Source organism: Clostridium tertium (assembly GCF_017873245.1).
GTDB classification, from domain to species: domain Bacteria; phylum Bacillota; class Clostridia; order Clostridiales; family Clostridiaceae; genus Clostridium; species Clostridium tertium.
The window spans coordinates 197,731-221,870 of sequence record NZ_JAGGJY010000004.1; the positions used below are offsets into that span (position 1 = coordinate 197,731).

Here is a 24,140-nt window from a genome sequence, read left to right on the forward strand (position 1 = left end):
TATTTAATAAAAAATCCTAACAAATAATTTTAAATTACTTGTTAAGATTTTATCATTTCTAAATTAAATCATTTCATTTCTTATTTTATTCATTGCAAGTATTAAATAAATACCTGCTATTAATATGCTAACTGATCCTAGTGGATAAATTAAGTTAATTAATGTTGGCAATGTCATTGCATATATGCATAATTTAAAAACATCTCCATAATTTAAGTTAATATTATTCATTTTGCTTAGAACTAATCCTACTAATGATAGCATAAATGAATTAAATAAAAGAACTAAATAAGTATATAAAAGAGTGAATATAAATATACTGTATTTTAATATTCCCATAATACTTGCTGCTCTTAAAATAGTTTCATTATTCATATTATCGAATAATATTGGAATATCGCTATATTTAAGTGACCCTACTCCATCATTATCTCTATATGATATTCCATCTTTTAGTATGGATATAGAAATATCCTTATGAATTACTATATTTCTTATAGTCTCAACTTCGTCAAGTGATATGTCCGTATTAATTAAAATAAGAAACCTTCCCACTTCTCTTTTAATAGGAGAATTTTTAAAGTCTAATATCCCATCCTTCATTTCAAATTGAAATTCATCACTTGTCATTACTTGTTTTATAGAATTTTGCATTGTAGTCACACTGGCAAAATTCATAATGCCTAATATACATCCAACTAATACACTTAATAATATAGAATATACTAATGCATGAGAAAATCGTAATTTTAATAATTCTTTATATCTTCCTACGTTATAAATACTAATTTTAACCTTATCTATAAAGCCTATATTATCCTTCATAATTACCTCCAATTATATGGAATTTAATACTTAATAAATATTCTATCATATGTATTAACTTTTATAAACAACTCTTATTTTTATAAAAACGACTTTTTAAGATTAAAGTCTAAGCTTTTTGTTAATGATTAATAGTATAAGTTGTAAGGAGGTATAAAAATGTATAATAATAAATCCAAACCCAAAAATAAAGTTTCGATTTTTATGATTCTTTCTTCTATGATTCTATTTGTTTTATTAGGATTTGGAGCAAATATTTACTTAAGCTCTCAATATAGTAAGGTAACTTCTAGCTTTTATAAAGCCTTTAATAATTGTGAGTTTTCGGATGCAAAGACTAATTTAAATAATAAAATTTTATCTTTAAAGAAAAAACAACTTAATTCTGATTTAAATGATTACTTTACAGATATAGTTGATAAAATATGCATTTCTTTATCTAAAAATGCAATTACTACTAATCAAGCATTAAGCGTACTAAATGAAATTAAGAGCTACAATGTATTAAATTCATCTTTAGATAAATTGATTTCTGCATTAGATGATAAAGATAGTAATAGTATAACCTCAACTACTGAAGGTACTTCTAATAAAGAAATATCTTCTGCAAATGATAATTCTAATGATATTTCAGCTGATAAAGATAATTACTTAAACTTAGGTATTTCAGCCTTTAACTCAAAAGATTATTCAAAAGCAATGAAATATTTTAGTCTAATTCCAAGTTCCTTAGCTAATGATTATGAACTAGCTCAAGAATACATAGAAAAATGTAAATCAAATTATAAAGACTACTTACTTGAATCTGCAGATGAATTAGTTGCAAATAAATATTATACTAAAGCAATAGACTTTTTATCTGATTATGACTCAAAATTATTAAGTAAAAATGACATAACTGAGATAAAAAATAAAATTAGTTCTATTAAGTTATTTAGAGAAGAGTATCAAGGAGATGATTCTGAATATACTTCTAATGCAATTCTTCAATCTATAACACTCAATAATGTAAATACCTTATCTATTAGTAGTAAAACTAATTATTTTGTTTACTTAAATTTAGCCGAGCAAAAAACCTATGTTTATGAAGGAGAAACTAACGATTGGGATTTAGTTAAAGAGTTTTCTTGCTCTACAGGTCTTCCTGGCAAGGAAACTCCCAAGGGAATATTTGCAGTTACCAATAGAGGGGAGTGGTTCTTCTCAGATGAGTTTGATCAAGGCGGTAAGTACTGGGTTCAATTTATGGGCGATTACTTATTTCACTCCGTTCCTTTTGATGAAACCCAAACTGTTATTTTAGATGACACTCTTGGTACTCCTGCATCTCATGGTTGTATAAGATTAAAAGTAGAAGATGCTAAATGGTTATATGATAATATTGCAAATGATACTAAGATAATAATAAATTAATATATATTGAAAAACGTAACTGTTTCTAAATATTTAAACATAAAAATAATCCCTTGTTTTACCCCAAATTAAATATTCTATAATAGTAAACAGGAGCACCAAATAAGAATAATTACATCTTATTTGGTGCTTTTACTTATAAAATCTAAAAATAAAATAGTAAATTACAATTTTGATACAGACTCTTTTTATTATTTATATAATGAATTTATTTATTAATTATATGATATTATATTTATAATAATATTATTGATTTTAAAGGTAGGATAATAATGAATATATATATTCCAAATGAAGTTAAATTTATTATAGATACTTTTTATAAAAATAATTTTGAAGCATTCATGGTTGGTGGTTGTGTTAGAGATTCTATTCTAAATAACTCACCTAAAGACTATGATATTACTACCTCCGCAAAACCGGAAGATACATTATCTCTTTTTGAAAAAACAATTCCAACTGGTATAAAGCATGGTACAGTGACTGTTCTTATCAACAATAATTCGTATGAAGTTACAACCTATAGAACTGAAGGAAACTATTTAGATAATAGACGTCCATCATCAGTTAATTTCGTTAGTGATATAAGAGACGACTTATCTAGAAGAGACTTTACTATAAATGCCTTAGCTTATAATAAATCAGCTGGTCTTGTTGATTACTTTAATGGTATATCCGACATAAAAAATAGTATTATTCGTTGTGTTGGAGATGCTGATAAAAGATTTAAAGAAGATGCACTTAGAATGCTCCGTGCAGTTAGATTTAGTTGTCAACTAAACTTCGATATAGAGGAAGAAACTTATAATGCCATATTAAATAATAGTAAACTAATTAGTAATATAAGTTTTGAAAGAATACGAGATGAGCTTTGTAAGATATTGATTTCTGATAATCCATCTAAAGGATTGATTTTATTAAAGGATACTAGCCTATTAGGGATAATACTTCCTGAAATAAATAACTTAGTTAAATTCACTCCAAAATGTAATAATCATAATAACAATGTATTTAAGCATACTCTTAATGTAATTGATAATACACATAATAACTTATTACTAAGGTTATCTGCATTATTGCATGATGTGGGGAAATTAAACACTCTTACCCATAATGAAAATGGATTCTACTACTTCCCTAATCACAATATTGAAGGTTCATTAATGACTAGAAAAATATTATCTAAATTAAGATTTGATAATAATACTATAAATATAGTTTGTAAATTAATAGAACATCATTTAGTTTTAAATGTTAACTATCTTCCAACTAAATTTGAAGTAAAAAAATTATTAAATACTATTGGTAAAGAATATATATACCTTTTATTTGATTTACAAAGAGCTGATATTAATTCTCTAGATAATCCTAAAATATTTTTAGCTAAAGTTGATTATATAGATAATCTAGTATCAGAAATACTAAGTAATAATGAACCACTTAAGATTAAAGACCTTAATATAAGCGGTGAGACATTAATAAAATCATTTAATTTGAAGCCTGGAAAGTTAATAGGAGATACATTAAACTTTTTATTGGATAAAGTCTTAGAAAATCCTGATTTAAATACTAGAGAATCATTATTAAAATTATCTAATGATTTTATAAGTAACTTATAAAATCACTTTTTTCTTTTTATAATATTGAGTACTATTTCCTCTATCTTTAATATAGTAGTTAATTTTATTTTACATAAGAGTGTCTACTTACTAAAACATAATTTTTTAATAAAATTAATTTTTAAATATAAATACCTAAAAACATATAAAATATGTCTTTATAATATAAAAAGTGGATTTATTTAAATCCACTTTTTATATTCTTTATAGAATTAATCTATAAATTCATTTTTTCTTCTTTATTTAATCCAAATAAATATAGATAGCATTCCTTTACTTCTTTTCCAGTTATCTTTTCCACAGCATCCTTATAGTACTTAATTTGTATTTTATACTTATCTAAAATCTCACTTTCCTTGCCATGTTCAACATAATCAGTTTTATAGTCTAATAAAATAATTTTATCTTCCTCTTCAAATATACAGTCTATTATCCCTTGCAATCTAACATTTTCATTTCCATATACCTCTTCTGATAGAGTACTATCAATATTTAAGCTACTTATTTCAGTATAAAAAGGTAATTCTCGTTTAACTAATTTCCCTGTATTAAATGCATTTAAAAGCCTCTTTCCCAAATTACTATTAAAGAAGCTTATAAAACTAATTTTTTGTACAGCTTTTATTTCTTCTTCAGTAAGTAAATTTTTATCCTTCATAGAATATATTTGAGTATCTATTTCTTCTTTTGTATTAACTTTATTTAAATCTAATTTTTGCATTATAAAGTGTGCTATAGTACCTCTTTCTGATGCTGATAAACCTCTTTTTTCTTGTAAGAACTTTGGCTTTAATACTTCCTTATCACTAAAAATATTTACTGTAATAACATCATCATTTTCGTTATTATAAAGAGATCTTTTTAAATCGGAAACCGAAACATTACTAGGTAATTTACCTGCCAAATCATATTTATATTTATAATTTAATCTTCTTTCAATTTCTTTATCTATATGGTCCACATCTGAATTAATAAATAAATCTGTTTCTTCATTTTCATCCACAGCTACTTCATTTTTTTCCACAGCTAATAAATTTTTAGTCCACATTTGTGTTCTCCATGTTGAAAAATCATTAATTATTGAACTATTCTTTGCTCCAATATATTTTCTTAGTTCTTCTCCATCTCTGTGCTTACATATAGCCATTCCAATCCAATCTAAATAACTTTTCCCCTTTAATACCTCTGATGCTGGAACAATTTCATCATCTAAAGCTGCTGATGAAGCCCATCTTGATATTGATTTTTCTAAGTTTCTTGTTGCCCCTGTAATAATTAATTTTTCTTTTGCTCTTGTAAATGCAACATATAGTATTCTCATTTCTTCTGAAAGAGTCTCAAATAATATTTTTTTCTTTATTGCTTCTTTAGCTAATGTACTATATGAGTTTCTTCTTTCTAAATCAACATAATCTGGCCCTAGTCCAAGGTCATCATGATATAAAATGGATTTATTTAAATCCATTAGATTAAATTGCTTACCAAAACCGCATGTAAATACTACTGGAAATTCTAGCCCCTTGCTTTTATGAATACTCATTATTCTAACAACATCTTCATTTTCACCAAGTATTTTTGCACTTCCCATATCTCCTGATGAATTCCTAAGCTTATTTATAAAGTTAATGAAATTAAATAATCCTTTAAAGCTAGTTTGCTCAAACTGCTTTGCTCTTTGGAATAGTATCTTTAAATTTGCTTGCCTTAGCTTACCATTTGGCATAGCCCCAACATAACCATAATAAGCCGTATCCATGTAAAGATACCAAATAAATTCATCTATTGGAGTATAAATTGATTTATTTCTCCACTTTCCTAAGTTATTTATAAATATTTTACATTTATTTTTAAGTTCCTCATTTACTTCATATACATCATCAGAAACACCTTTTATTATTTCATAAAAATATTTTTCTTTATCTAATAATCTTATATCTCCAAGTTCTTCTGCGCTAAAACTTACTAAAGGTGATCTTAATACAGAAATCATAGGAACATCTTGCATTGGATTATCTATAACCTTTAATAAGGACATCATTGTTCTTATTTCTATAGTTTCAAAATATCCTGTTCCTGTATCTGCATAAACAGGTATCCCTTCTGAGCCAATCTCTTCTAAAAATATTTCAGACCAATTTCTAGTTGCTCTTAATAATATAACTATATCTTTATATTTTAAAGGTCTATATTCTCCAGTTTCCTTATCCAATACTTTAAATACTTTACTTGTTTTAGGATCTGGATTTAATAATTCTTTTATCCTTCTAGCAACTATTCTTGCCTCTAGTCCTATTGAATCAATATCTTCTTCCTCTTCTACTAAACCTTCACAATCATATTCTTCTACTTCAGTAGTGTATTCCCCTGACTTATCAAGAATATGAAGTTCTATTGGTCCTGCTATCATTGTATTTTCATCATTATTTTCTTTGTAGTTAGCTCCAAGATTAAGAGCTTCATCGTCGCTATATTCAAGTTCACCTACAGTCTTAGACATTACTTCCTTAAATATATAATTTACTCCACTAATTACTTCTTCTCTACTTCTAAAGTTCTTATATAATTGTATTTTTCTATTTAAATCACCATCTTCTAGTGGATATCTGTTATATTTATCTAAAAACAATTCAGGTTTTGCTTTCCTAAATCTATAAATACTTTGCTTAACATCTCCAACCATAAAAACATTCGGATTTTCTAATGTTTTTCTAGAAACTAAATCTATTATTGCTTCTTGAACATTATTAGAATCTTGATATTCATCAACTAAAACTTCATCAAAGTATTCTCTAAAACCTTTTGCAACGCTAGATGGACATATATTATCTTCTTCATCATTTTCTATAAGTATTTTCAAACATAAATGCTCTAAGTCATTAAAATCTAGTATATTTCTTTCTCTTTTCTTTTCCTTAAATCTATTTATAAATTCTAATGTCAACTGACTTATCATTTTCATATAAGGATATGAATTTTTAATTCCATTTAAAGCATCATTTACTGTCATTGAAAAACTATCTTCAATTAATTTTGATGTTTTCTTTTTAATACTATCTCTTATACTCTTAACTATCTCTAGGCTTTCTGCATCTGAAACCTTATCCTTTTTAACAGACTTTAATCTAGAAAAACTTATATTATTGATAGAAGAATATAGTTCCTCTATTCCTAAGCTTAATGATTCTTCAACCCTTATAAACATATCCAAATCATCTAAAAAAGTTACTTCATATGGTTCTAAACCTTCAGTATCCCTTATTATACCTATAGCCTTTTCTAACATTTTTATATATCCAGTTACTTCAATTTTTATAGTTTCCTTTAATACATCTATCCATATGGTTTTATTTAAATCATCTATAGTTTCTATATTAAACCTTTCGGCATTATTAACTAACCATTTGTCTGGCCAAGGACCACTCATTGAGAATCTATATAAATCTAGTATTATATCTTTTAACCTTTGATCATCTCTTGATCCACTGTATGCTTCTATTAAATTTCTAAACCCTATATTTTCACTTTCATAGTAATCCTCAAACATATCATTTATAACTTCTAATTTTAACAATGTATTTTCTGTTTCATCAGAAATTCTAAATGTAGGATCTAAATCTATAACATGATAATAATTTTTTATAACATCTAAACAAAATGAATGCATAGTAGTTATATTAGCTCTACTCAAAAGAGTTAATTGCCTTTGCAATACTTTTGAATTAGGATTTGCTTCTAAAGCCCTTGATATTGCAGCTGCTATTCTTTCTCTCATTTCTGCCGCAGCTGCAGATGTGAATGTAACAACTAATAATCTATCTATATCTACTGGATTATTTTCATTGGTTATTATTCTTATAATTCTTTCTACTAATACAGCAGTCTTTCCCGAACCAGCTGCAGCAGCTACAAGTAAGTTACATCCTCTAGTTGTTATTGCCTTAAGCTGATCTTCTGTCCATTTTGTATCACTCATAATTAGTTGTTACCCCCCTTCTCTACCTCATCTTTTATTAATTTCCACGCTTCATCATTACTCTTCTTTAAAACTACCCTATACTTATTATTTTCTATTGATGTATCAAACTGACATACTGATGAATAATCACAATAACTACAATATGCAGTGTTATTATTTTTGCAAGGCTCTATTTTTATTTCTCCGCTTAACATTTCCTCGCATATTTCGGACATTTTATCATTAACATATTTTCTTAATGTATCAAATTGTTCCTCTGTTATTACAGAACTACTTGATGTAAAATTGCCATCTTTCTTTATTGCAGCTGGTATTATTAATGAATATGAATCCATATCATTATCCATAGCCTTAACAACATTTATATCCTTAAGAAGTAATCCACTCATTTTTAATTCTTTTAATATATTATCTTTTATTTCTTCTTCAGTAAGTTGCTTTTTAGACTTTATTATTGGATCATCAATTCTGAAATATAATATTGCTCCTGGCATTGCTTGCTTTTGTAATATATATTTTGAATTTTTAATAAGGGCATCTAAGTAAACCAATAACTGTATTTGTAGACCATAATAAACTTCTGTTAAATTGAATTTTTTAGCTCCTGATTTATAGTCAACTATCTTTATATATGTGTTACCATCTAAATCTAAAGTATCAATTCTATCTACTCTTCCAACTAAATATACTGTTTCATTTGATGGTAAATCTATTTTAATTGGCTCTCCATCACTAAATCCTCCAAAGGCAAACTCATTCTTAAATACCTCAAACTTACCTTTTCTCATTTGTTCTGATATTACCATAACAGATTTAGTTATAGTTCTCTTGAATCTATCTGCAAAGTACTTATATTTCTTTGTACTATTTAATATTGAGTTAGAATCACTTTCTAATCTCTTATCAACTAGTTCATTAACTATTACCTTACATCTTTCTCTATTCAAATCAGACCATGCTATTTTTTCATTTCTAACTGTATTTGTAAAATCATCTAGCACATTATGCATAAATGATCCTAAATCTGGAGCAGAAAATTCATATACTTTTCTATCCTTTGCCTTTAATCCATATTGTACATAATAAGAAAAAGGACATTGAGCATACTTTTCTATTCTAGATACATTAAATATAAGTTTTTTATTTTCTGATTGATATAATCTCTTTATTTTTTCCCTAGGAATTTTTTCAACCAAATTAGTATATGTTAAGCCTTTAAACATCCTATTTGATTTATTTTTAAACTCCTCATTATTTTCAAACCATTTAAATGCTTGTGCCCAGTATTCGTCTACCTTTTCTTTTTCAAATTCCATTCTTAATGCTGAAATAAGTTCATTAAATGTAGGCGTTGGAGCTGTTATCTTATTAAATTTATCTCTTCTATCTCTTATATTATAAATTTCACTTTCCTCTACTACATTTGGTAAAACTTTTTTAAGCCTTGGAATAATTATAGATGGTCTTAGAGACTTTCCTTCAAAATCTGCCATAGGGAAAGTTACCATTAAATACTGAGAAGGAATAGTTAATGCTGTATAAACAATAAATTGCTCTTCGAAAGCTCTGCTTTTAGTATCTGAAGCTAATCTTATACCTATATTTCTTAACAAGTCTCTTTCTCTATCACTTATAATTCCCTCTTCCTTATTTGCAGCTGGTAACACCCCATCATTTACTCCTATTAAATATAAAGCTTTTACTTCTCTCCCTTTAACTCTTGATATATCACCTATATTTACTTGATCTAAAGACATAGGAATTACCCCTATCTCTCTTTCTTCAAATCCTGATATAAGTATTTTAGTAAACTCCTTTATATCTAAAACTTCATCTCCTAAAACTTCTACAACTTGATCTAAAATTTCTATTACCATCTCAGGAACTTGTATATATTCCTTTATCTTATCTTGAAGCCCTAATGAATTAAATTCTTCTAACCATACTTCTAATGTTTTAAATACATTTAGTTCATTTAAAAACTCATATAGATTTGTTGCAAAATCCCTTACTTTATTCTTTCCTTTTATTCTATTATGTAACTTCATTAAAGGAGAGCGTATTTCTTCCATAATTTCAAGAATTGTATTTTCCTCTTCAGAAATATCCTCTTTATTATAAAGATCTTTAGTCCACTTGTATCCCTTGATTCCATTAGCTAATATATAATTTTCTAATATATCAATATAATTTCTTTCAACATTTACTAATCCACTCTTTAAATATTTAAATACACTTTCATAAGACCAATTGCTTACTAATATTTCTAAAGATGAAATAATAACTACAACTAATGGATTATTAAGTATTTCTCTTTTTTTATCTATGAAAAATGGAATGTTGTATTCATTAAAGATAACTGTAGATATTTTTTCATACTCATCTATGTTTCTACATACCACAGCTATATCCTTAAATCTATAACCATTATCTCTAACCATTCTTAATATATCCTTGGCTACAACCTCAACTTCATCATAACTATTATTTGCCTTATATATTCTTACATTATTAGCTTTTCCTTTATACTCTTTAAATGGATATGTAAAAAAATGACGTTCTAAGTGTTGTAAATCCTCACAATTTAGAAATCTATATGACTGCCCCTTATTTAAATTAATAGGTTCTAAGTATGATATATTTCCTTCTTTCATAATTCTTAATATAGAGTTCTCAGTGTTTTTTATAGCATCAAATATATCTGTATAATCTATATCAGAACCTGCACTTAAAGAATCACTACATAAAGTTATATTTACAACTTTCGCTTTCTTTGCAAGCACTTTTATAACCTCTAATTGTTGAGGTGTAAAAGTAGTAAATTCATCTATCCATATTTCTGCATCATCATATATATTGCAATTTTTTAACCTCTTAGCTAAAAAGGTTAACTCATCATCTGAGTCGATAAATCTTTTATGAAGAATATCATTAAAGCTATTAAAAATTAATTTTAAGTCACTTATTTTTTTCTTCAGTTCTTCATCATTTATTTCATCTTCCTTTGAACTTAATATTTCCTCGGAAATATTATATTTTTTAAATTCTGTTATTACTTTTGATACTATTAACGAGAAACCTTGTTTCTTAGCCATTCTATTAAAGTATTGTAATTCTTCACCTTTATCTTTTAATAGCTTATAAATAAGCATATTTCTTCCTGAATCACTTATTCTAAGCTCTGTTCGTCCACCACATTCTTCTGATACTCTATGCGCCATTCTCTTAAAGCTTAATACTTCACCTCTTAATAATCCCTTTTCTGTTACAATATCAAGGAATTTTTTTTCCGTATCAAAAGTATATTGCTCTGGAACTATTAAAACTAATTTATGTTGATTATCATAATTTTCTATTTTCTTTTTTATTTGTTCAAGGCAAAATCTGCTTTTCCCTGTGCCTGCCCTTCCAAGTATAAATCTTATTCCCATAAACACGCTCCTAAAAGTACTTTATCTTAAATTATTCCCCTTTGTATTAAATAAATTCTTCTTTAAGTAATCCCATAACTATGGTATCTAGATATTTACCACAAATATAATATTTGCTTCTTCTTACTCCTTCTTCTTTAAAACCACATTTCTTATAACAATTTATAGCTCTAATATTTTCCTTCACAACTTCTAATTCTACCTTATGAGCCTTTCTATTGTTAAACAAATATTTACATAATGTTCTTATTGAATCCTTACCATATCCATTTCCCCAATATTCCTTACCAATAGTTATCCCTATTGAATATACGTCTCTTGTATAGCTATTTTCCTTATAATAAACATATCCTATTAAATCGCTGTCTTTTGTCACTATAACCATTTCCTTTTTATTTGGCTTTGTAAAATGATGAAATTGACTCCTTATATATTCTTTAGTCATAATCCCTGTAGATAAACCATTATACTTAAGTACGTCTTTGTCTGCACAAGTGTCATATAAAATATCTATGTCTTCTCTTACCGGATCTCTTAAATATATATTTTCTCCATATATCATACTGCTATCTCCCTAAGTAAAGTTTATACCATGCTTTTAATTTTTGTATACTTTAATTATAAAACTATTTATAAAAGCAAAAAAGAGAACAATAAAAAAAGAGCTCACTTTTTAATATTGAGCTCTTTTATTCTAATCCATAATATCTATATCTGCTTCTACTCCATAGTGATCTGAAATAATACTTTTATTTATATCATTAAATATTACATTAGATTTTTTTACATTAACATCTGTATTAGTAAATATTATATCTAATCTTTTATTTTCAGTTTTCCCTTCCCATCCAGCAATTTCGCCTTTAACAGTTATACCATTATCTTTTTCAAGTGCAATATCATAAGTATCAATTAATCCTTTACTTAATAGATAATCATATCCCTCATTTCTAATTAATGCGTTATTGTTAATATCCCCCATAACAAAACTTATCCCATTAACCTTAGTCATAAGATTATCTACTTGATACTTAAAGGATTCTTCTTCATCATCCCACCAACCCAAGTGGCATGTGAAGAAATTAATCTTTTTATTATCTATAGTTATAGTAGCTTTAATTATTTTTCTACTTTTATAAAAAGTCTTTTCACTACTTTTTGTTATATAAAATAACTCTATATCTTCAATTTCATGTATAGTCAGTATAGATAAGCCCTCTTCATATATATCGTAACCTATATGTGAAAAATCCCATACATATTTATAATTGAACTCTCCCAACTTCTCAAGCTCTTTATTTAGTAAATAAATGAAATTATCTTCTTTTATATCCCCACTAACTACAGATTTTTCTATACTTTGACTTACTTCTTGAAATGATATAACATCATATTGCTTTTCATTTATTATTTCTGCTAAGTACTTTATTTTTTCTAATTGATTTTCTTCCATCCATGAATGGCAATTAAGTGTTAGTAATTTCATTCTAAACTCCTAATATATCTTGTATATTTGATTTTAATACATCTGCCTTTGGACCATATATAGCCTGAACTCCCTTATCTCTTAATATAAGTCCTAAAGCTCCATTCTTCTTCCATTCCTTTTCGTCAGCTACTAAGGCTATATCTTTAACAGTAACTCTTAATCTTGTCATACATGCATCTATATCTTCTATATTATCCTTTTCTCCTAATAATGATATTATCTTAAGAGCTTGTAAATCATTTGCTGTACTTGGATCATTCTTAGCAGAAGGTGCTAATGCATCTTCACTTTCTGAGTCTATATAGTTTCCGTTACGTCCTGGTGTTGGAATATTGAATTTTTTAATTAGTACATTGAATATTCCATAATTTAATCCAAAGAACACTAAGCATGTAATTATAAAATTAATTATATCTCTTATTAATCCTGCATGAACCATCATTGGAGTTCTTGTTAAGAATTCTATAAATCCAAATGCATGAACTCTTAATTGGAAAAGATCTGCTAAAGCAAAACCTATACCTGTGATTAAAGCATATACTACATATAATATTGGTGATATAAACATAAACATAAATTCTATTGGTTCTGTAACACCTGTTAAAAATACTGCTAAACCTGCTGATAAGAATACTGTTTTATATTTGCTCTTCTTGTCTGGTTCAACATTCTTATACATTGCAAATGCAATTCCTAATAATGATGCACTTGAAAGAATAACTTGGCCAGCTTTAAATCTTGCTGGAACTATACTGGTTAATAATGTATTATATTCTATAATATTACCTGCATCTTTTAAATTTATTAAGTCACCTATCCAAGCTAACCACAATGGATCTTGACCTGCTACTAATGTACCTGCTGATGGACCTGTTAATATTTGATATACTCCACCAAGTTCTGTATAGTTTACTGGAACTGTTAACATATGATGTAATCCAAATGGTAATAACAAACGTTCTAATGCTCCATATACAAAAGGTGCTAAAACTGGTGCTGTATCCTTTGATTCTGCTAACCAAACTCCAAATCCATTTAAAGCTCCTTGTATAAATGGCCAAACAATTGATAGTAATATAGCAGCTACTACTGATCCTAAAATAACTACAAAAGGAACAAACCTTTTTCCATTAAAGAAATCTAATGCTTTAGGTAACTTATTATAATTATAATATTTATTGTATAAAGCTGCACCCAAGAAACCCGCAATTATTCCCACAAACACCCCCATATTTAATGCTGGAGCACCTAATATATCAGTAAAATAATTAGCTACAACAAGCTTTGAACCAAATAATGAGTTTACTGTTGCTGTTGCATCAGATAACATATCTAATCCTACTCCAAATATAGCTCCTGTAATACGATTAATTAATATGAATGATAACAATCCGGCAAAAGCACCGCCTGCTCTTTCCTTAGCCCATGATCCCCCGATAGCAACCGCAAATAATACATGAAGGTTTCCAATTATTGCCCAACCTATATCCTCCATAACCCTTGCAATTGTATCTATTAATGCTATATCTACCGACATTCCTATCAATTTTCCAATAGATATCATAAGTCCAGCTGCTGGCATTACAGCTACTACAACCAATAAAGCCTTACCGAATTTTTGCCAAAATTCAAATGATATTAACTTACCCTTTTTCATTGTTTTTCCCATTATTGTACCTCTCCTTACTACTATTATTATTAATTTATTTTGTACATTCTTGCTTCATATGGTTTTAAATTTAAAGTATTTAAATCATCATGTTTTGAAACTTTATAATTTGATATTAATAAATTTTTATATTTTAGTACTTCATCCTTATAAATGTATTCTGCTGTTTTATTTGTTAAGTTAGTTATTATAATAAACTTTTTATCATTTAACTCTCTTATATAAGCATAAATACTATCATCATTTTTTAATATTAACTTATATTCACCATATATAAGTTCATTATTACTTTTTCTTATCTTTATCATTTTTTTATAAAAATTCAATATTGAATCTTCATTATTGATTTGCTTCTCTACATTTATATCTTTAAAATTATCATTAATTTCTATCCAAGGTTTGTGTTTAGAAAACCCTGAATTAATGGAACTATTCCATTGCATTGGAGTTCTAGAATTATCTCTAGATGTAGCCCATAAACGCTTCATGCAATCTTCTTTACTAAAACCATTTTCCAACATTTCATTATAAACATTTATGCTTTTAACATCATCGTATTTATCTACAGATGAATACTTTACATTTGTCATTCCAATTTCTTGACCTTGATATATAAACGGAGTTCCTTGTTGCATAAAGTACATTAATCCTAAAGCTGTTGCACTTTCCTTCCAATATTCTTTATCATCTCCCCATGTTGACACTACTCTTGGAATATCATGATTTTCTATAAATAATGCATTCCAACCTCTATTATTTAACCCTTCTTGCCATCTAGTTAAAACCTCTTTGCACTCCTTTACATTGAAGCTTTGATTATCCTCATTATTCCATAAATCTAGATGTTCAAATTGAAATACCATATTGAATTTGCCTTTTTCTTCTCCTACCCATTCTTCTGCATCTTCAGCACTAACTCCATTTGCTTCAGCTACTGTCATAACATCATATTTTGAAAATGTATTTTCAGTTAATTCATCTAAAAAATCATGTATCCCTTCAACATTCATGTGCTTTTCAAAGCAGCTTACATATTGCTTATTTTCTATATTTGGCATATCAATAAATTCTGTATCCTTCTTAATATGACTTATAGCATCTATTCTAAATCCATCTATTCCTTTATCGAGCCACCAATTTATCATTTTATATATTTCTTTTCTTAAATCTTCATTTTCCCAATTTAAATCTGGCTGCCTTTTGGTAAATAAGTGTAAGAAATATTCATCAGTATTTTTATCATATTCCCATGCGGATCCCTTAAAAATACTTTCCCAATTGTTAGGCTCTGCATTATTTCTTCCTTTTCTCCATATATACCAATCCCTTTTAGGATTATCTTTAGCTGATTTTGATTCTATAAACCATTTATGTTCATCACTAGTATGATTTATTACTAAATCTATTATCAACTTCATTTCTCTTTTATGAGTTTCTGCTAATAATTCATTAAAATCTTCCATAGTCCCGAAATCGGTCATTATATCTTGATAATCACTTATATCATAACCATTATCATCATTAGGAGACTTGTACATAGGACAAATCCAAATAACATCTATCCCTAAGTCCTTTAGGTAATCTAGTTTTGATATTATCCCCTTTAAATCTCCTATACCATCATTATTATAATCCATAAAACTTCTTGGATATATTTGATATGCTACTGCTTCCTTCCACCAAACCTGCTTCATATATTCCTCCAACTTAACTAAATATAATTTATGCAATCCTTATCTAATAAATTTAATTTATGCAATAGTTGTCTAATTTGGTCCATTGTTATTTAAATTATGCAATCGTTTGCCCAAACTGGTGTAAAATATGTGTACAGAAATATCTGTACACAATATTCTATTTGCTTTCTAAAATTGCTAGTGCTGCTGCACCTAAAACTCCAGCCTTACCACCTAATACAGCTTTTTCAACTTTGCAGTTATTATAAATTGTCTTTAGACATCTTTTTTCCATTTCATTTTCTATTTTATCAAATACAATTCTTCCAGCTTCACTTACGCCACCACCAATAACAATTTTATCAGGATCAAATGTATTTGCTATATTCGCAACAGTTATTCCTAAGTAAGATAATGCATCATTTAATATATCTTGTGAAACCTTATCTCCTTTTTCTGCCTCTAAAAATACTTCCTTAGCAGTTACTTGTTCATAACCTTTTAATGCAGTTTCTACCTTGCTTTCCACTGCCTCTTTTGCTCTTTTCATGATTGCAGTTCCTGATGCAACAGCCTCTGCACAACCAGTATTACCACATCCACATCTAGGTCCGCCTTTCATAACAGTAGTATGTCCAACTTCTAATGCATTTGATGTACTACCTCTGAATAGACTTCCATTTATTATTGCTCCTCCACCTATTCCTGTGCTTACAGTAATGAAAACCATGTTATTGCTTCCTTTACCTGCGCCAAACATAAATTCACTTAATGTTGCCACATTTGCATCATTATCTAAGTAAGTATCTAATTTATATCTATCTTTTATAGGTTGAACTATATTAAAATTCTTAAATGGTAAATTAGGAGTATATACTATTAACCCCTTATCTACATCTAATGGTCCTGGAGATCCAATCCCTATTGCCTTAACCTCATTTATATCAATTTCCTCTAATACATCATCTATTGTATTTAATAACTTTTCTAAAACTACATTTTCACCCTTATGAGCTTCCGTTTTTACCGTAACTTCTTTTACTATAACCCCTTCTAAATCAACTAGAGCAGTGTATATCTTAGTTCCACCTAAATCAACACCAACTACATATTTCTTTTCCATTTCCATCCCCCTAGATATAAATTAAATTTTATTTCCATTATTATGATAGACATAGTATAGCATTTTCAGAAATTGTTTACAATAATTTAATTGCTTATTTTCCTTCAAAATTTCTAATTATTTTAAATTACCTTTATTTTTCTTTAGTATTTAAAGTTTTATGCAACCGATTGCATATGCTTTTGAATTTAAATCTTTTTTATTGACTCTCTTTCTATTAACTTAGTATCTATTATATATGAATTTCTATTACTACTTTTTTCCTCTAATTTATCTATAATTAGCTTAGTTGCATAAAACCCTAACTCTTCTGCATTAATATCTACAGATGATAATGGAGGATTTTGATATTCTGACATCGGTATATTATTGAATCCTGCAATAGACATATTCTTTACTCCAAGTTCATTTAAAGTTTCTTGAGCTCCAAAAGCTAATAAGTCATCTGTTACTACTACAGCAGTTGGTCTATTACTATCTAAAATTTTATTTATAGCGTAGCTTCCATTACTTTGTGTAAATTCTTCAGCTTCATATATTAAACTATTTTTTATCTCTATTCTATTATCAATTAATGCCTGCTTATAACCTTTTAATCTATCTCTGGATACATTTAAATTAGCTTTTGCTCCAATAAAAGCTATTTCCTTGTGCCCATAGTCTATTAACATTTGAACTAAATCATACATAGCCTTTACGTTATTATTATCTACCCATAATACATTATTAACTTCATCTGGTCTCCCTATAACTACAAAAGGAAATTTTATATCATTTAGGTAATTTATTGTGTCATCTTTTTCCTTAGAATTTAATAAGCATATTCCATCTACTAAATTACTATCTATAAATTTTTTAAACCATTCCTTATCATCTTTTCCTTCTTGTTTAAAGGCATACATTATATAATAATTTTCTTTTTGAGCGTATATACTTATTCCCTTCATAGCCTGAACAAAAAATGGATTTGAAAATATATCCTCAGCTTCCTTTGGAAGTATTACAGCTAAAATTCTTGTTCTATTATTCGCAAGTCCTCTTGCAATTATATTAGGAGTATAATTTAACTTCTTTATTGCCTCATTTACCTTTTCTTTTGTTTTATCACTTATTTTATGGCTATTAGATAATACCCTAGAAACCGTTGATGTTGCAACATTCGCTTCTCTAGCTACATCCTTAATTGTAACCTTCATTTTATCTTCCCCCTAAAAATTACTTAATACGATTATAGTATATTTTATATATAAAATATATCTACTTTCCAATTATTATTTCACTAAAAATATTATACAACCCTTTTTTAAAGTTTTATATTTTTATAGAAATAAAAAAAACATCTAACAAATGTTAGATGCTTTCTGGCGGAGAAACCGGGATTTGAACCCGGGCGCCAGTTACCCGACCTACGCCCTTAGCAGGGGCGCCTCTTCAGCCACTTGAGTATTTCTCCACGTGCCTTCTATTGAAGTTTTATGGCGGAGAGAGTGGGATTTGAACCCACGGTACCCGTAAAGGTACGCCGGTTTTCAAGACCGGTGCCTTAAGCCAGCTCGACCATCTCTCCATATTCTGTCTTGCGACAAGTATTATTATAGCAACCACTCTACATATTGTCAATTATTATTTTAAATTTTTTTATTATTTAATAAATAGTTATTAGAACAACATTATAATTGAATGGTACATATATTAAATTTTAAAATGCATCTAAGAAAACTTAGATGCATTTTTGGCGGAGAGAGTGGGATTTGAACCCACGGTACCCGCAAAGGTACGCCGGTTTTCAAGACCGGTGCCTTAAGCCAGCTCGACCATCTCTCCATACTTCGTCTGACGACAAATATCATTATAGCAATCACTTTCTTTTTTGTCAATTATAAATTTATATATTTTTAAACTAAATAATAAATTTTATAAAAAATAAACTTTTATCCCTTCATTATATACTAAAATAACTATTTATTAGACTAATAGCAACTTATTTATACTATAATTTTATAAAACTTAAATATATTAAAAAATAATATATTCTATGATAACTTAATTTATTCTTTATAATAATAAATTAAGACTAAATCTAGCACTGCAGATTTAGTCTTTAAAATTACTTAATTACCTTCATATTTCCCATGTATGGTTGAAGTGCAGTTGGAATATTTACTGACCCATCCTCATTTAAGTTGTTTTCTAAAAATGCTATTAACATTCTTGGTGGTGCAACAACCGTATTATTTAATGTATGAGCAAAGTATTTTCCATCTTTAGAATTTACACGAATCTTTAAACGACGAGCTTGTGCATCTCCTAAGTTTGAACAACTTCCTACTTCAAAATATTTCTTTTGTCTTGGTGACCAAGCTTCAACATCTACTGATTTAACTTTTAAATCTGCTAAATCTCCTGAACAGCATTCTAAAGTTCTAACTGGTATATCTAAAGAACGGAATAACTCTACAGTATTTACCCATAATTTTTCATACCAATCCATACTTTCTTCTGGTTTACATACAACTATCATCTCTTGCTTTTCAAATTGATGAATTCTATATACTCCTCTTTCTTCTATTCCATGAGCTCCCTTTTCTTTTCTAAAACAAGGAGAATAACTTGTTAAAGTATGTGGTAATGAATCTTCAGGTAATATAGTATCTATGTACTTACCTATCATAGAATGTTCACTTGTTCCAATTAGATATAAATCTTCACCTTCAATTTTGTACATCATAGCATCCATTTCAGCAAAACTCATAACACCTGTTACAACCTCACTACGAATCATGTATGGAGGAATACAATAAGTAAATCCACGATCTATCATAAAGTCTCTAGCATATGAAATTATTGCTGAGTGAAGCCTTGCAACATTACCCATTAAATAATAAAATCCACTTCCTGCTACTTTTCTAGCACTATCTAAGTCTAATCCACTTAACTTTTCCATTATTTCTGTATGATATGGAACTTCAAAATCTGGAACCTTTGGCTCTCCAAAACGTTCAACTTCTACATTTTCGCTATCATCTTTTCCAATTGGAACACTTGGATCAATTATATTTGGTAAAGTCATCATTATATTGTTAACTCTTTCAGATAATTCAGTTTCCTTAACTTCTAACTCAGATAAACGCTCTGAATTTTCAGTTACCTTCCTTTTCATTTCTTCTGCTTCTTCTCTTTTTCCTTGAGCCATTAAAGCTCCAATCTGCTTTGAAAACTTATTTCTATCAGCTCTTAAAGCCTCAGCTTGTTGTTTAGCTTCTCTAAGCTTTTTATCTAATTCTATTACCTCATCTACTAGTGGAAGTTTGCTATCTTGAAACTTATTTTTTATATTTTTCTTAACTATCTCTGGATTTTCTCTTACAAATTTTAAATCTAACATTATGTATACCTCCTAATAATTTATATTTATTAATTTTTTTCATAAAAAAAGAACCTTTTCCCTAAACAAGGGACGAAAGATTCCGCGTTGCCACCCTAATTAATAGCAAAATATGCTATTCTCTTAAATAAATTTAACGGTTTAAGCCGTACTGCTCATCACAGTCCCTCCAAGGTGGATTCATAACATTTTACTATCGATTTACACCAACCATCGACTCTCTTAAAATAAATATTGTTATTACTAGCCCCTTCAACAGTTTTATTTCATTATTTTTAATATATTATAAAAAAATATATATGTCAATATTTTACTAAGTTATTTATATATATTATTATACTTTTATATTTTAATTATTCATCATATATGTCTCTTGTACAAACAATATCAATTCCAGTATTAAGTATATTTTTACATATTAAATCCCCTGATTTAATTGGAACACTAACATATATCCTAGCTAATACCTTAGATAATTCCATCCACATTTTCTTATCTACTTCTTTATTAGATTTAACTGGAATAACTCTATACTTATCATTTCCCTTTACTCTAACTATTGATGTAAATATATCCTTATTATCACTTTTATTCTCTAAGCTAGACATCTCCAAACTCCTTTATTCTACTTGAAATTACTTTAGAATCTTTAGAATCATCAACTATATCAGTAATTTTTTTATCTAATTCCCTTGCAAGTATATTTACAATCTTTTCATAGCAATAAGATCCATGACAACTTCCAAATCCTGATCCAGTTCTTCTTTTAACACCTTCTACGGTTCTTGCACCTAACGGCCTTCTTATACAATCTACTATTTCACCTTCTGATATATTATTACATACACATATAATCTTACCGTATCTATTGTCCAATGCAATTATTTCATTAGCTTCTTTTCTTCCAAGTTCCCTAAACTTATAAACTTCTCTTCTTTTATCTATGAAGTTCTTTTTTAATGTGCAATTTAAGTTATTAGCAATTGTATCACAAAGCATTTTAGCAATTGCTGGTGCTATTGTAATCTTTCCATAATGAGTACCTGTCACTCTTATATATCCCTTATCTATTTCGCTATCATCTATTAGCATAGAATCCTTATTATAACTTTCTCTAAACAAATTATTTATATTATTTTTTTCTAAATTATTCAATAAACTATTAGCATATATTAAGTTGTCTTCTAAGCTAGTTTTTTCTGTACTCTTTATACCTATTAATGAACCTGTTGTAGTTGTTGGTGTACTTAGTACGAATGTATTCTTATCGAAAGTTTCTATTACTATTTTATTTAATTTATTTTTATAATTATCATCAACTAATAAATAACTCATATTTTTAAAATGTTCTTCTTCACTTTCTAATTCCTTATCTTCTACCTTTCCATTTTCCCTTATATATATCTCATGAGGAATTGTGTTTATTACAACCTTGCAGGTAAACTTATTTTTATTAGTTGTTACTCTAAACCCCTTAGCTAAGTTCTGTATATTTAAAACTTCTTCTTCTAATCTAAAATTAACACCATTATCTGCTGCTACTTCAGCATAAGCAATTGCTAAGTCATAAGGTGCAACTATTCCTATGTTTTCTGAATATAAACCTTTTTTTATATTAGGGTTTATATTGGGTTCAATATCATATACATCTTTATCATCTATTAAATATACACCGTCTATTCCCCTTCTTTTTGCCCTTTCATACATTTCTTCTAGCTTTTTAACTCCATTTTCATCACTCACAACCCTTAAAGCTCCAATTTTCTTAAATGGAACTTTAAACTTCTCACAAGTATCAAGCATAATTGAGTTTCCTATATACTCAAGTCCTGCCATTACATCATCTGATGTTTCAGATCCATCATATACTATTGATGTGTTTACAAATGATATATCATCCGCTATATCATAATCTCTTTCTATTAGAGCTATATTAAAATTATATTTTGATAGTTCATAAGCGACTGAACACCCTATTACTCCTCCGCCTAGTATAAGAATATCATAATCCATAACTCATATCCTCCCATAATCTACAATAAAAATCCTTTTTCTAATAATTCTTTCTTTATAGCATTAATTTCTTCATCACTATCTGCTGCTATTGTATGAAGGTGAACTCCATTCGTTAGGTTTGAAAGAGGCTTTGCATTTTTTCCCTTGAACTCATTTTCAAACTTATTTAAATCATTTAAATTTTTTATCATTAAATTACCTCTTATCTCACCATAAAGAGGATGATCAATTATAACATCTTCTATTATTCCACCATATTTGACTACTATCTCTAGTTCCTCAATAGTCTTACTACTATCATGATTAACAGCAATAATAGATTTTGCTTTGTTGATATCTTTATTATAAATATATCCATCAGGAGTAGCTATAATATTCTTACCTGCAGCTCTTAATATAGCAATATCCTTAACTATTATCTGTCTGGTAACATTAAATAAAGAAGCAAGCTCCGTTCCCTTAATTGCTCTACTACTTTCAACTAGCATTTTCATAATTTCTTCTCTTCTTTCTATAGATCCCATAAATTCACCTCTTTATTAATTTTTATCATCACATTTACTTATTATATTAAGTATTTTATTTTCCTTGATTTTATCTTTATTATGATGATACCTAACAACCTGTAGAAATTCTTTATCATAATCAAATTTATTAAGCATTTCCAATCCTATTTTAGGATGATTATAATATATATCTATTTGTTTTATGCTATTATACTTTTTTATTCTTCCCTTAGTTGCTTTATCTAATAATACAACTAAAGATTTCTCAATTAAGCTTAAATGTTTTTTACTTTTACCAACATCATGTAAAAGTGCCGCTTTCCCTAATTTATATGTATCTACATCTATATTTAAATCGTTTTTCATTTTTATTGAATCCTTACAAACTCTTATACAATGATGTTTATCATTATGCTTTAATTTATTGAATATTTTTATCTCATCCTCGTTTAAGAACTTACAGATATAATCATAATCTATTTCCTTAAATAATGAAGTAAATCCCCATACGAATTGTTTTACTCTATACAAAGCCATTTTAATCACCTTGCCATTTTTATAAACTTTACTTTATATAGAAATAATAACATTATATATTTTTATTATCAATTATATATATTTTTATTATAAACAAAAAAAGCTACGAATTACTTCGTAGCTTGGTGGAGGTAAAGGGATTCGAACCCTTGACCCCTTGCGTGCAAGGCAAGTGCTCTCCCAACTGAGCTATACCCCCATAAAAAAATAACCTGGCAACGTTCTACTCTCCCACACAGTCGCCCATGCAGTACCATCGACGCTGTAGAGCTTAACTTTCCTGTTCGGAATGGAAAGGAGTGTTTCCTCTACGCCATCATTACCAGATTTGCTTTTCAGAGTGTTCTCTGAAAATTGCACATGAATTAATTTCAAGCCTATTTTTATTGGTCAAGCCCTCGACCTATTAGTATCAGTCAGCTAAATATGTTACCACACTTACACCTCTGACCTATCAACCTTGTGTTCTTCAAGG

The 24,140-nt window shown here is 27.9% G+C and carries 16 protein-coding genes, 4 tRNA genes, 2 rRNA genes and 1 other annotated feature; of the genes, 2 read left to right on the forward strand and 20 right to left on the reverse strand.

What is annotated here, in order from left to right; translation table 11 throughout:
- Positions 1–63: 63 nt before the first annotated feature.
- On the reverse strand, positions 64–825 hold the full coding sequence (locus J2Z25_RS07250; protein ID WP_209739392.1) for a DUF1189 family protein: 762 nt from the start codon (positions 823–825) through the stop codon (positions 64–66).
- Between the two features lie 159 nt (positions 826–984).
- Between J2Z25_RS07250 and J2Z25_RS07255 the strand changes: the two genes are divergently transcribed.
- A complete protein-coding gene (locus tag J2Z25_RS07255) occupies positions 985–2,238 on the forward strand; it encodes a L,D-transpeptidase family protein (RefSeq protein ID WP_209739394.1) in 1,254 nt (417 codons plus the stop codon).
- A 272-nt stretch (positions 2,239–2,510) separates the two neighbouring features.
- On the forward strand, positions 2,511–3,857 hold the full coding sequence (locus J2Z25_RS07260; protein ID WP_209739396.1) for a CCA tRNA nucleotidyltransferase: 1,347 nt from the start codon (positions 2,511–2,513) through the stop codon (positions 3,855–3,857).
- A gap of 217 nt (positions 3,858–4,074) precedes the next feature.
- Here J2Z25_RS07260 and addA read toward each other — a convergent pair whose 3' ends face one another.
- From addA to J2Z25_RS07355, 19 genes are all read right to left on the reverse strand, one after another.
- A complete protein-coding gene (gene addA / locus J2Z25_RS07265; protein WP_209739398.1) occupies positions 4,075–7,830 on the reverse strand; it encodes a helicase-exonuclease AddAB subunit AddA in 3,756 nt (1,251 codons plus the stop codon).
- Between the two features lie 2 nt (positions 7,831–7,832).
- Positions 7,833–11,264, reverse strand: a complete 3,432-nt coding sequence (addB, locus tag J2Z25_RS07270; RefSeq protein WP_209739400.1) for a helicase-exonuclease AddAB subunit AddB — start codon at positions 11,262–11,264, stop codon at positions 7,833–7,835.
- 46 nt (positions 11,265–11,310) lie between these two features.
- Positions 11,311–11,826, reverse strand: a complete 516-nt coding sequence (locus J2Z25_RS07275; protein WP_008681363.1) for a GNAT family N-acetyltransferase — start codon at positions 11,824–11,826, stop codon at positions 11,311–11,313.
- A 132-nt stretch (positions 11,827–11,958) separates the two neighbouring features.
- A complete protein-coding gene (locus tag J2Z25_RS07280) occupies positions 11,959–12,750 on the reverse strand; it encodes an endonuclease/exonuclease/phosphatase family protein (RefSeq protein ID WP_209739407.1) in 792 nt (263 codons plus the stop codon).
- A gap of 1 nt (position 12,751) precedes the next feature.
- Positions 12,752–14,410 carry a PTS transporter subunit IIBC gene (locus J2Z25_RS07285; RefSeq protein WP_209739420.1) on the reverse strand — a complete coding sequence of 553 codons (1,659 nt, stop codon included), beginning with the start codon at positions 14,408–14,410 and terminating at the stop codon, positions 12,752–12,754.
- 41 nt (positions 14,411–14,451) lie between these two features.
- A complete protein-coding gene (locus tag J2Z25_RS07290) occupies positions 14,452–16,116 on the reverse strand; it encodes a glycoside hydrolase family 13 protein (protein ID WP_209739409.1) in 1,665 nt (554 codons plus the stop codon).
- Positions 16,117–16,276: 160 nt separating this feature from the next.
- Positions 16,277–17,221: an ROK family protein gene (locus tag J2Z25_RS07295; RefSeq protein ID WP_209739411.1), complete on the reverse strand. Its 945-nt coding sequence runs from the start codon at positions 17,219–17,221 to the stop codon at positions 16,277–16,279.
- A gap of 188 nt (positions 17,222–17,409) precedes the next feature.
- Positions 17,410–18,417, reverse strand: a complete 1,008-nt coding sequence (locus J2Z25_RS07300; protein WP_209739413.1) for a LacI family DNA-binding transcriptional regulator — start codon at positions 18,415–18,417, stop codon at positions 17,410–17,412.
- 166 nt (positions 18,418–18,583) lie between these two features.
- Positions 18,584–18,674 (reverse strand) — tRNA-Ser (locus tag J2Z25_RS07305).
- Positions 18,675–18,697: 23 nt separating this feature from the next.
- A tRNA-Ser gene (locus J2Z25_RS07310) sits at positions 18,698–18,788 on the reverse strand.
- A 166-nt stretch (positions 18,789–18,954) separates the two neighbouring features.
- Positions 18,955–19,045 (reverse strand) — tRNA-Ser (locus tag J2Z25_RS07315).
- 283 nt (positions 19,046–19,328) lie between these two features.
- Complete coding sequence (gene serS, locus J2Z25_RS07320) at positions 19,329–20,606, reverse strand: serine--tRNA ligase (protein ID WP_008681351.1); 1,278 nt, start codon at positions 20,604–20,606, stop codon at positions 19,329–19,331.
- A 65-nt stretch (positions 20,607–20,671) separates the two neighbouring features.
- Positions 20,672–20,871 (reverse strand) — a binding site (T-box leader).
- A gap of 88 nt (positions 20,872–20,959) precedes the next feature.
- Positions 20,960–21,214 carry a DUF1667 domain-containing protein gene (locus J2Z25_RS07325; RefSeq protein WP_008681350.1) on the reverse strand — a complete coding sequence of 85 codons (255 nt, stop codon included), beginning with the start codon at positions 21,212–21,214 and terminating at the stop codon, positions 20,960–20,962.
- Positions 21,207–22,619 (reverse strand): NAD(P)/FAD-dependent oxidoreductase, encoded by a 1,413-nt coding sequence (locus J2Z25_RS07330; protein WP_209739415.1) that lies wholly within the window; start codon positions 22,617–22,619, stop codon positions 21,207–21,209. Before J2Z25_RS07330 ends, J2Z25_RS07325 begins: the two co-directional genes overlap by 8 nt.
- Positions 22,620–22,639: 20 nt before the next feature.
- A complete protein-coding gene (locus J2Z25_RS07335; RefSeq protein WP_008681348.1) occupies positions 22,640–23,146 on the reverse strand; it encodes a transcription repressor NadR in 507 nt (168 codons plus the stop codon).
- 15 nt (positions 23,147–23,161) lie between these two features.
- Positions 23,162–23,665 carry an HDIG domain-containing metalloprotein gene (locus tag J2Z25_RS07340; RefSeq protein WP_209739417.1) on the reverse strand — a complete coding sequence of 168 codons (504 nt, stop codon included), beginning with the start codon at positions 23,663–23,665 and terminating at the stop codon, positions 23,162–23,164.
- Positions 23,666–23,788: 123 nt separating this feature from the next.
- A tRNA-Ala gene (locus tag J2Z25_RS07345) sits at positions 23,789–23,864 on the reverse strand.
- 11 nt (positions 23,865–23,875) lie between these two features.
- Positions 23,876–23,992, reverse strand: a 5S ribosomal RNA gene (gene rrf / locus J2Z25_RS07350).
- Between the two features lie 59 nt (positions 23,993–24,051).
- Positions 24,052–24,140 (reverse strand): 23S ribosomal RNA (locus J2Z25_RS07355); the annotation flags it as partial.

Bases quoted from the DNA above. Each gene is read 5' to 3' on its own strand.
- J2Z25_RS07335 (WP_008681348.1), bottom strand. From the start codon at position 23,146: ATGGGATCTATAGAAAGAAGAGAAGAAATTATGAAAATGCTAGTTGAA.
- J2Z25_RS07330 (WP_209739415.1), bottom strand. From the start codon at position 22,619: ATGGATTATGATATTCTTATACTAGGCGGAGGAGTAATAGGGTGTTCA.
- J2Z25_RS07255 (WP_209739394.1), top strand. From the start codon at position 985: ATGTATAATAATAAATCCAAACCCAAAAATAAAGTTTCGATTTTTATG.
- J2Z25_RS07250 (WP_209739392.1), bottom strand. From the start codon at position 825: ATGAAGGATAATATAGGCTTTATAGATAAGGTTAAAATTAGTATTTAT.
- J2Z25_RS07285 (WP_209739420.1), bottom strand. From the start codon at position 14,410: ATGAAAAAGGGTAAGTTAATATCATTTGAATTTTGGCAAAAATTCGGT.
- J2Z25_RS07340 (WP_209739417.1), bottom strand. From the start codon at position 23,665: ATGGCTTTGTATAGAGTAAAACAATTCGTATGGGGATTTACTTCATTA.
- serS (WP_008681351.1), bottom strand. From the start codon at position 20,606: ATGTTAGATTTAAAATTTGTAAGAGAAAATCCAGAGATAGTTAAGAAA.
- J2Z25_RS07325 (WP_008681350.1), bottom strand. From the start codon at position 21,214: ATGTCTAGCTTAGAGAATAAAAGTGATAATAAGGATATATTTACATCA.
- addB (WP_209739400.1), bottom strand. From the start codon at position 11,264: ATGGGAATAAGATTTATACTTGGAAGGGCAGGCACAGGGAAAAGCAGA.
- J2Z25_RS07280 (WP_209739407.1), bottom strand. From the start codon at position 12,750: ATGAAATTACTAACACTTAATTGCCATTCATGGATGGAAGAAAATCAA.
- J2Z25_RS07260 (WP_209739396.1), top strand. From the start codon at position 2,511: ATGAATATATATATTCCAAATGAAGTTAAATTTATTATAGATACTTTT.
- J2Z25_RS07290 (WP_209739409.1), bottom strand. From the start codon at position 16,116: ATGAAGCAGGTTTGGTGGAAGGAAGCAGTAGCATATCAAATATATCCA.
- J2Z25_RS07295 (WP_209739411.1), bottom strand. From the start codon at position 17,221: ATGGAAAAGAAATATGTAGTTGGTGTTGATTTAGGTGGAACTAAGATA.
- J2Z25_RS07275 (WP_008681363.1), bottom strand. From the start codon at position 11,826: ATGATATATGGAGAAAATATATATTTAAGAGATCCGGTAAGAGAAGAC.
- addA (WP_209739398.1), bottom strand. From the start codon at position 7,830: ATGAGTGATACAAAATGGACAGAAGATCAGCTTAAGGCAATAACAACT.
- J2Z25_RS07300 (WP_209739413.1), bottom strand. From the start codon at position 18,417: ATGAAGGTTACAATTAAGGATGTAGCTAGAGAAGCGAATGTTGCAACA.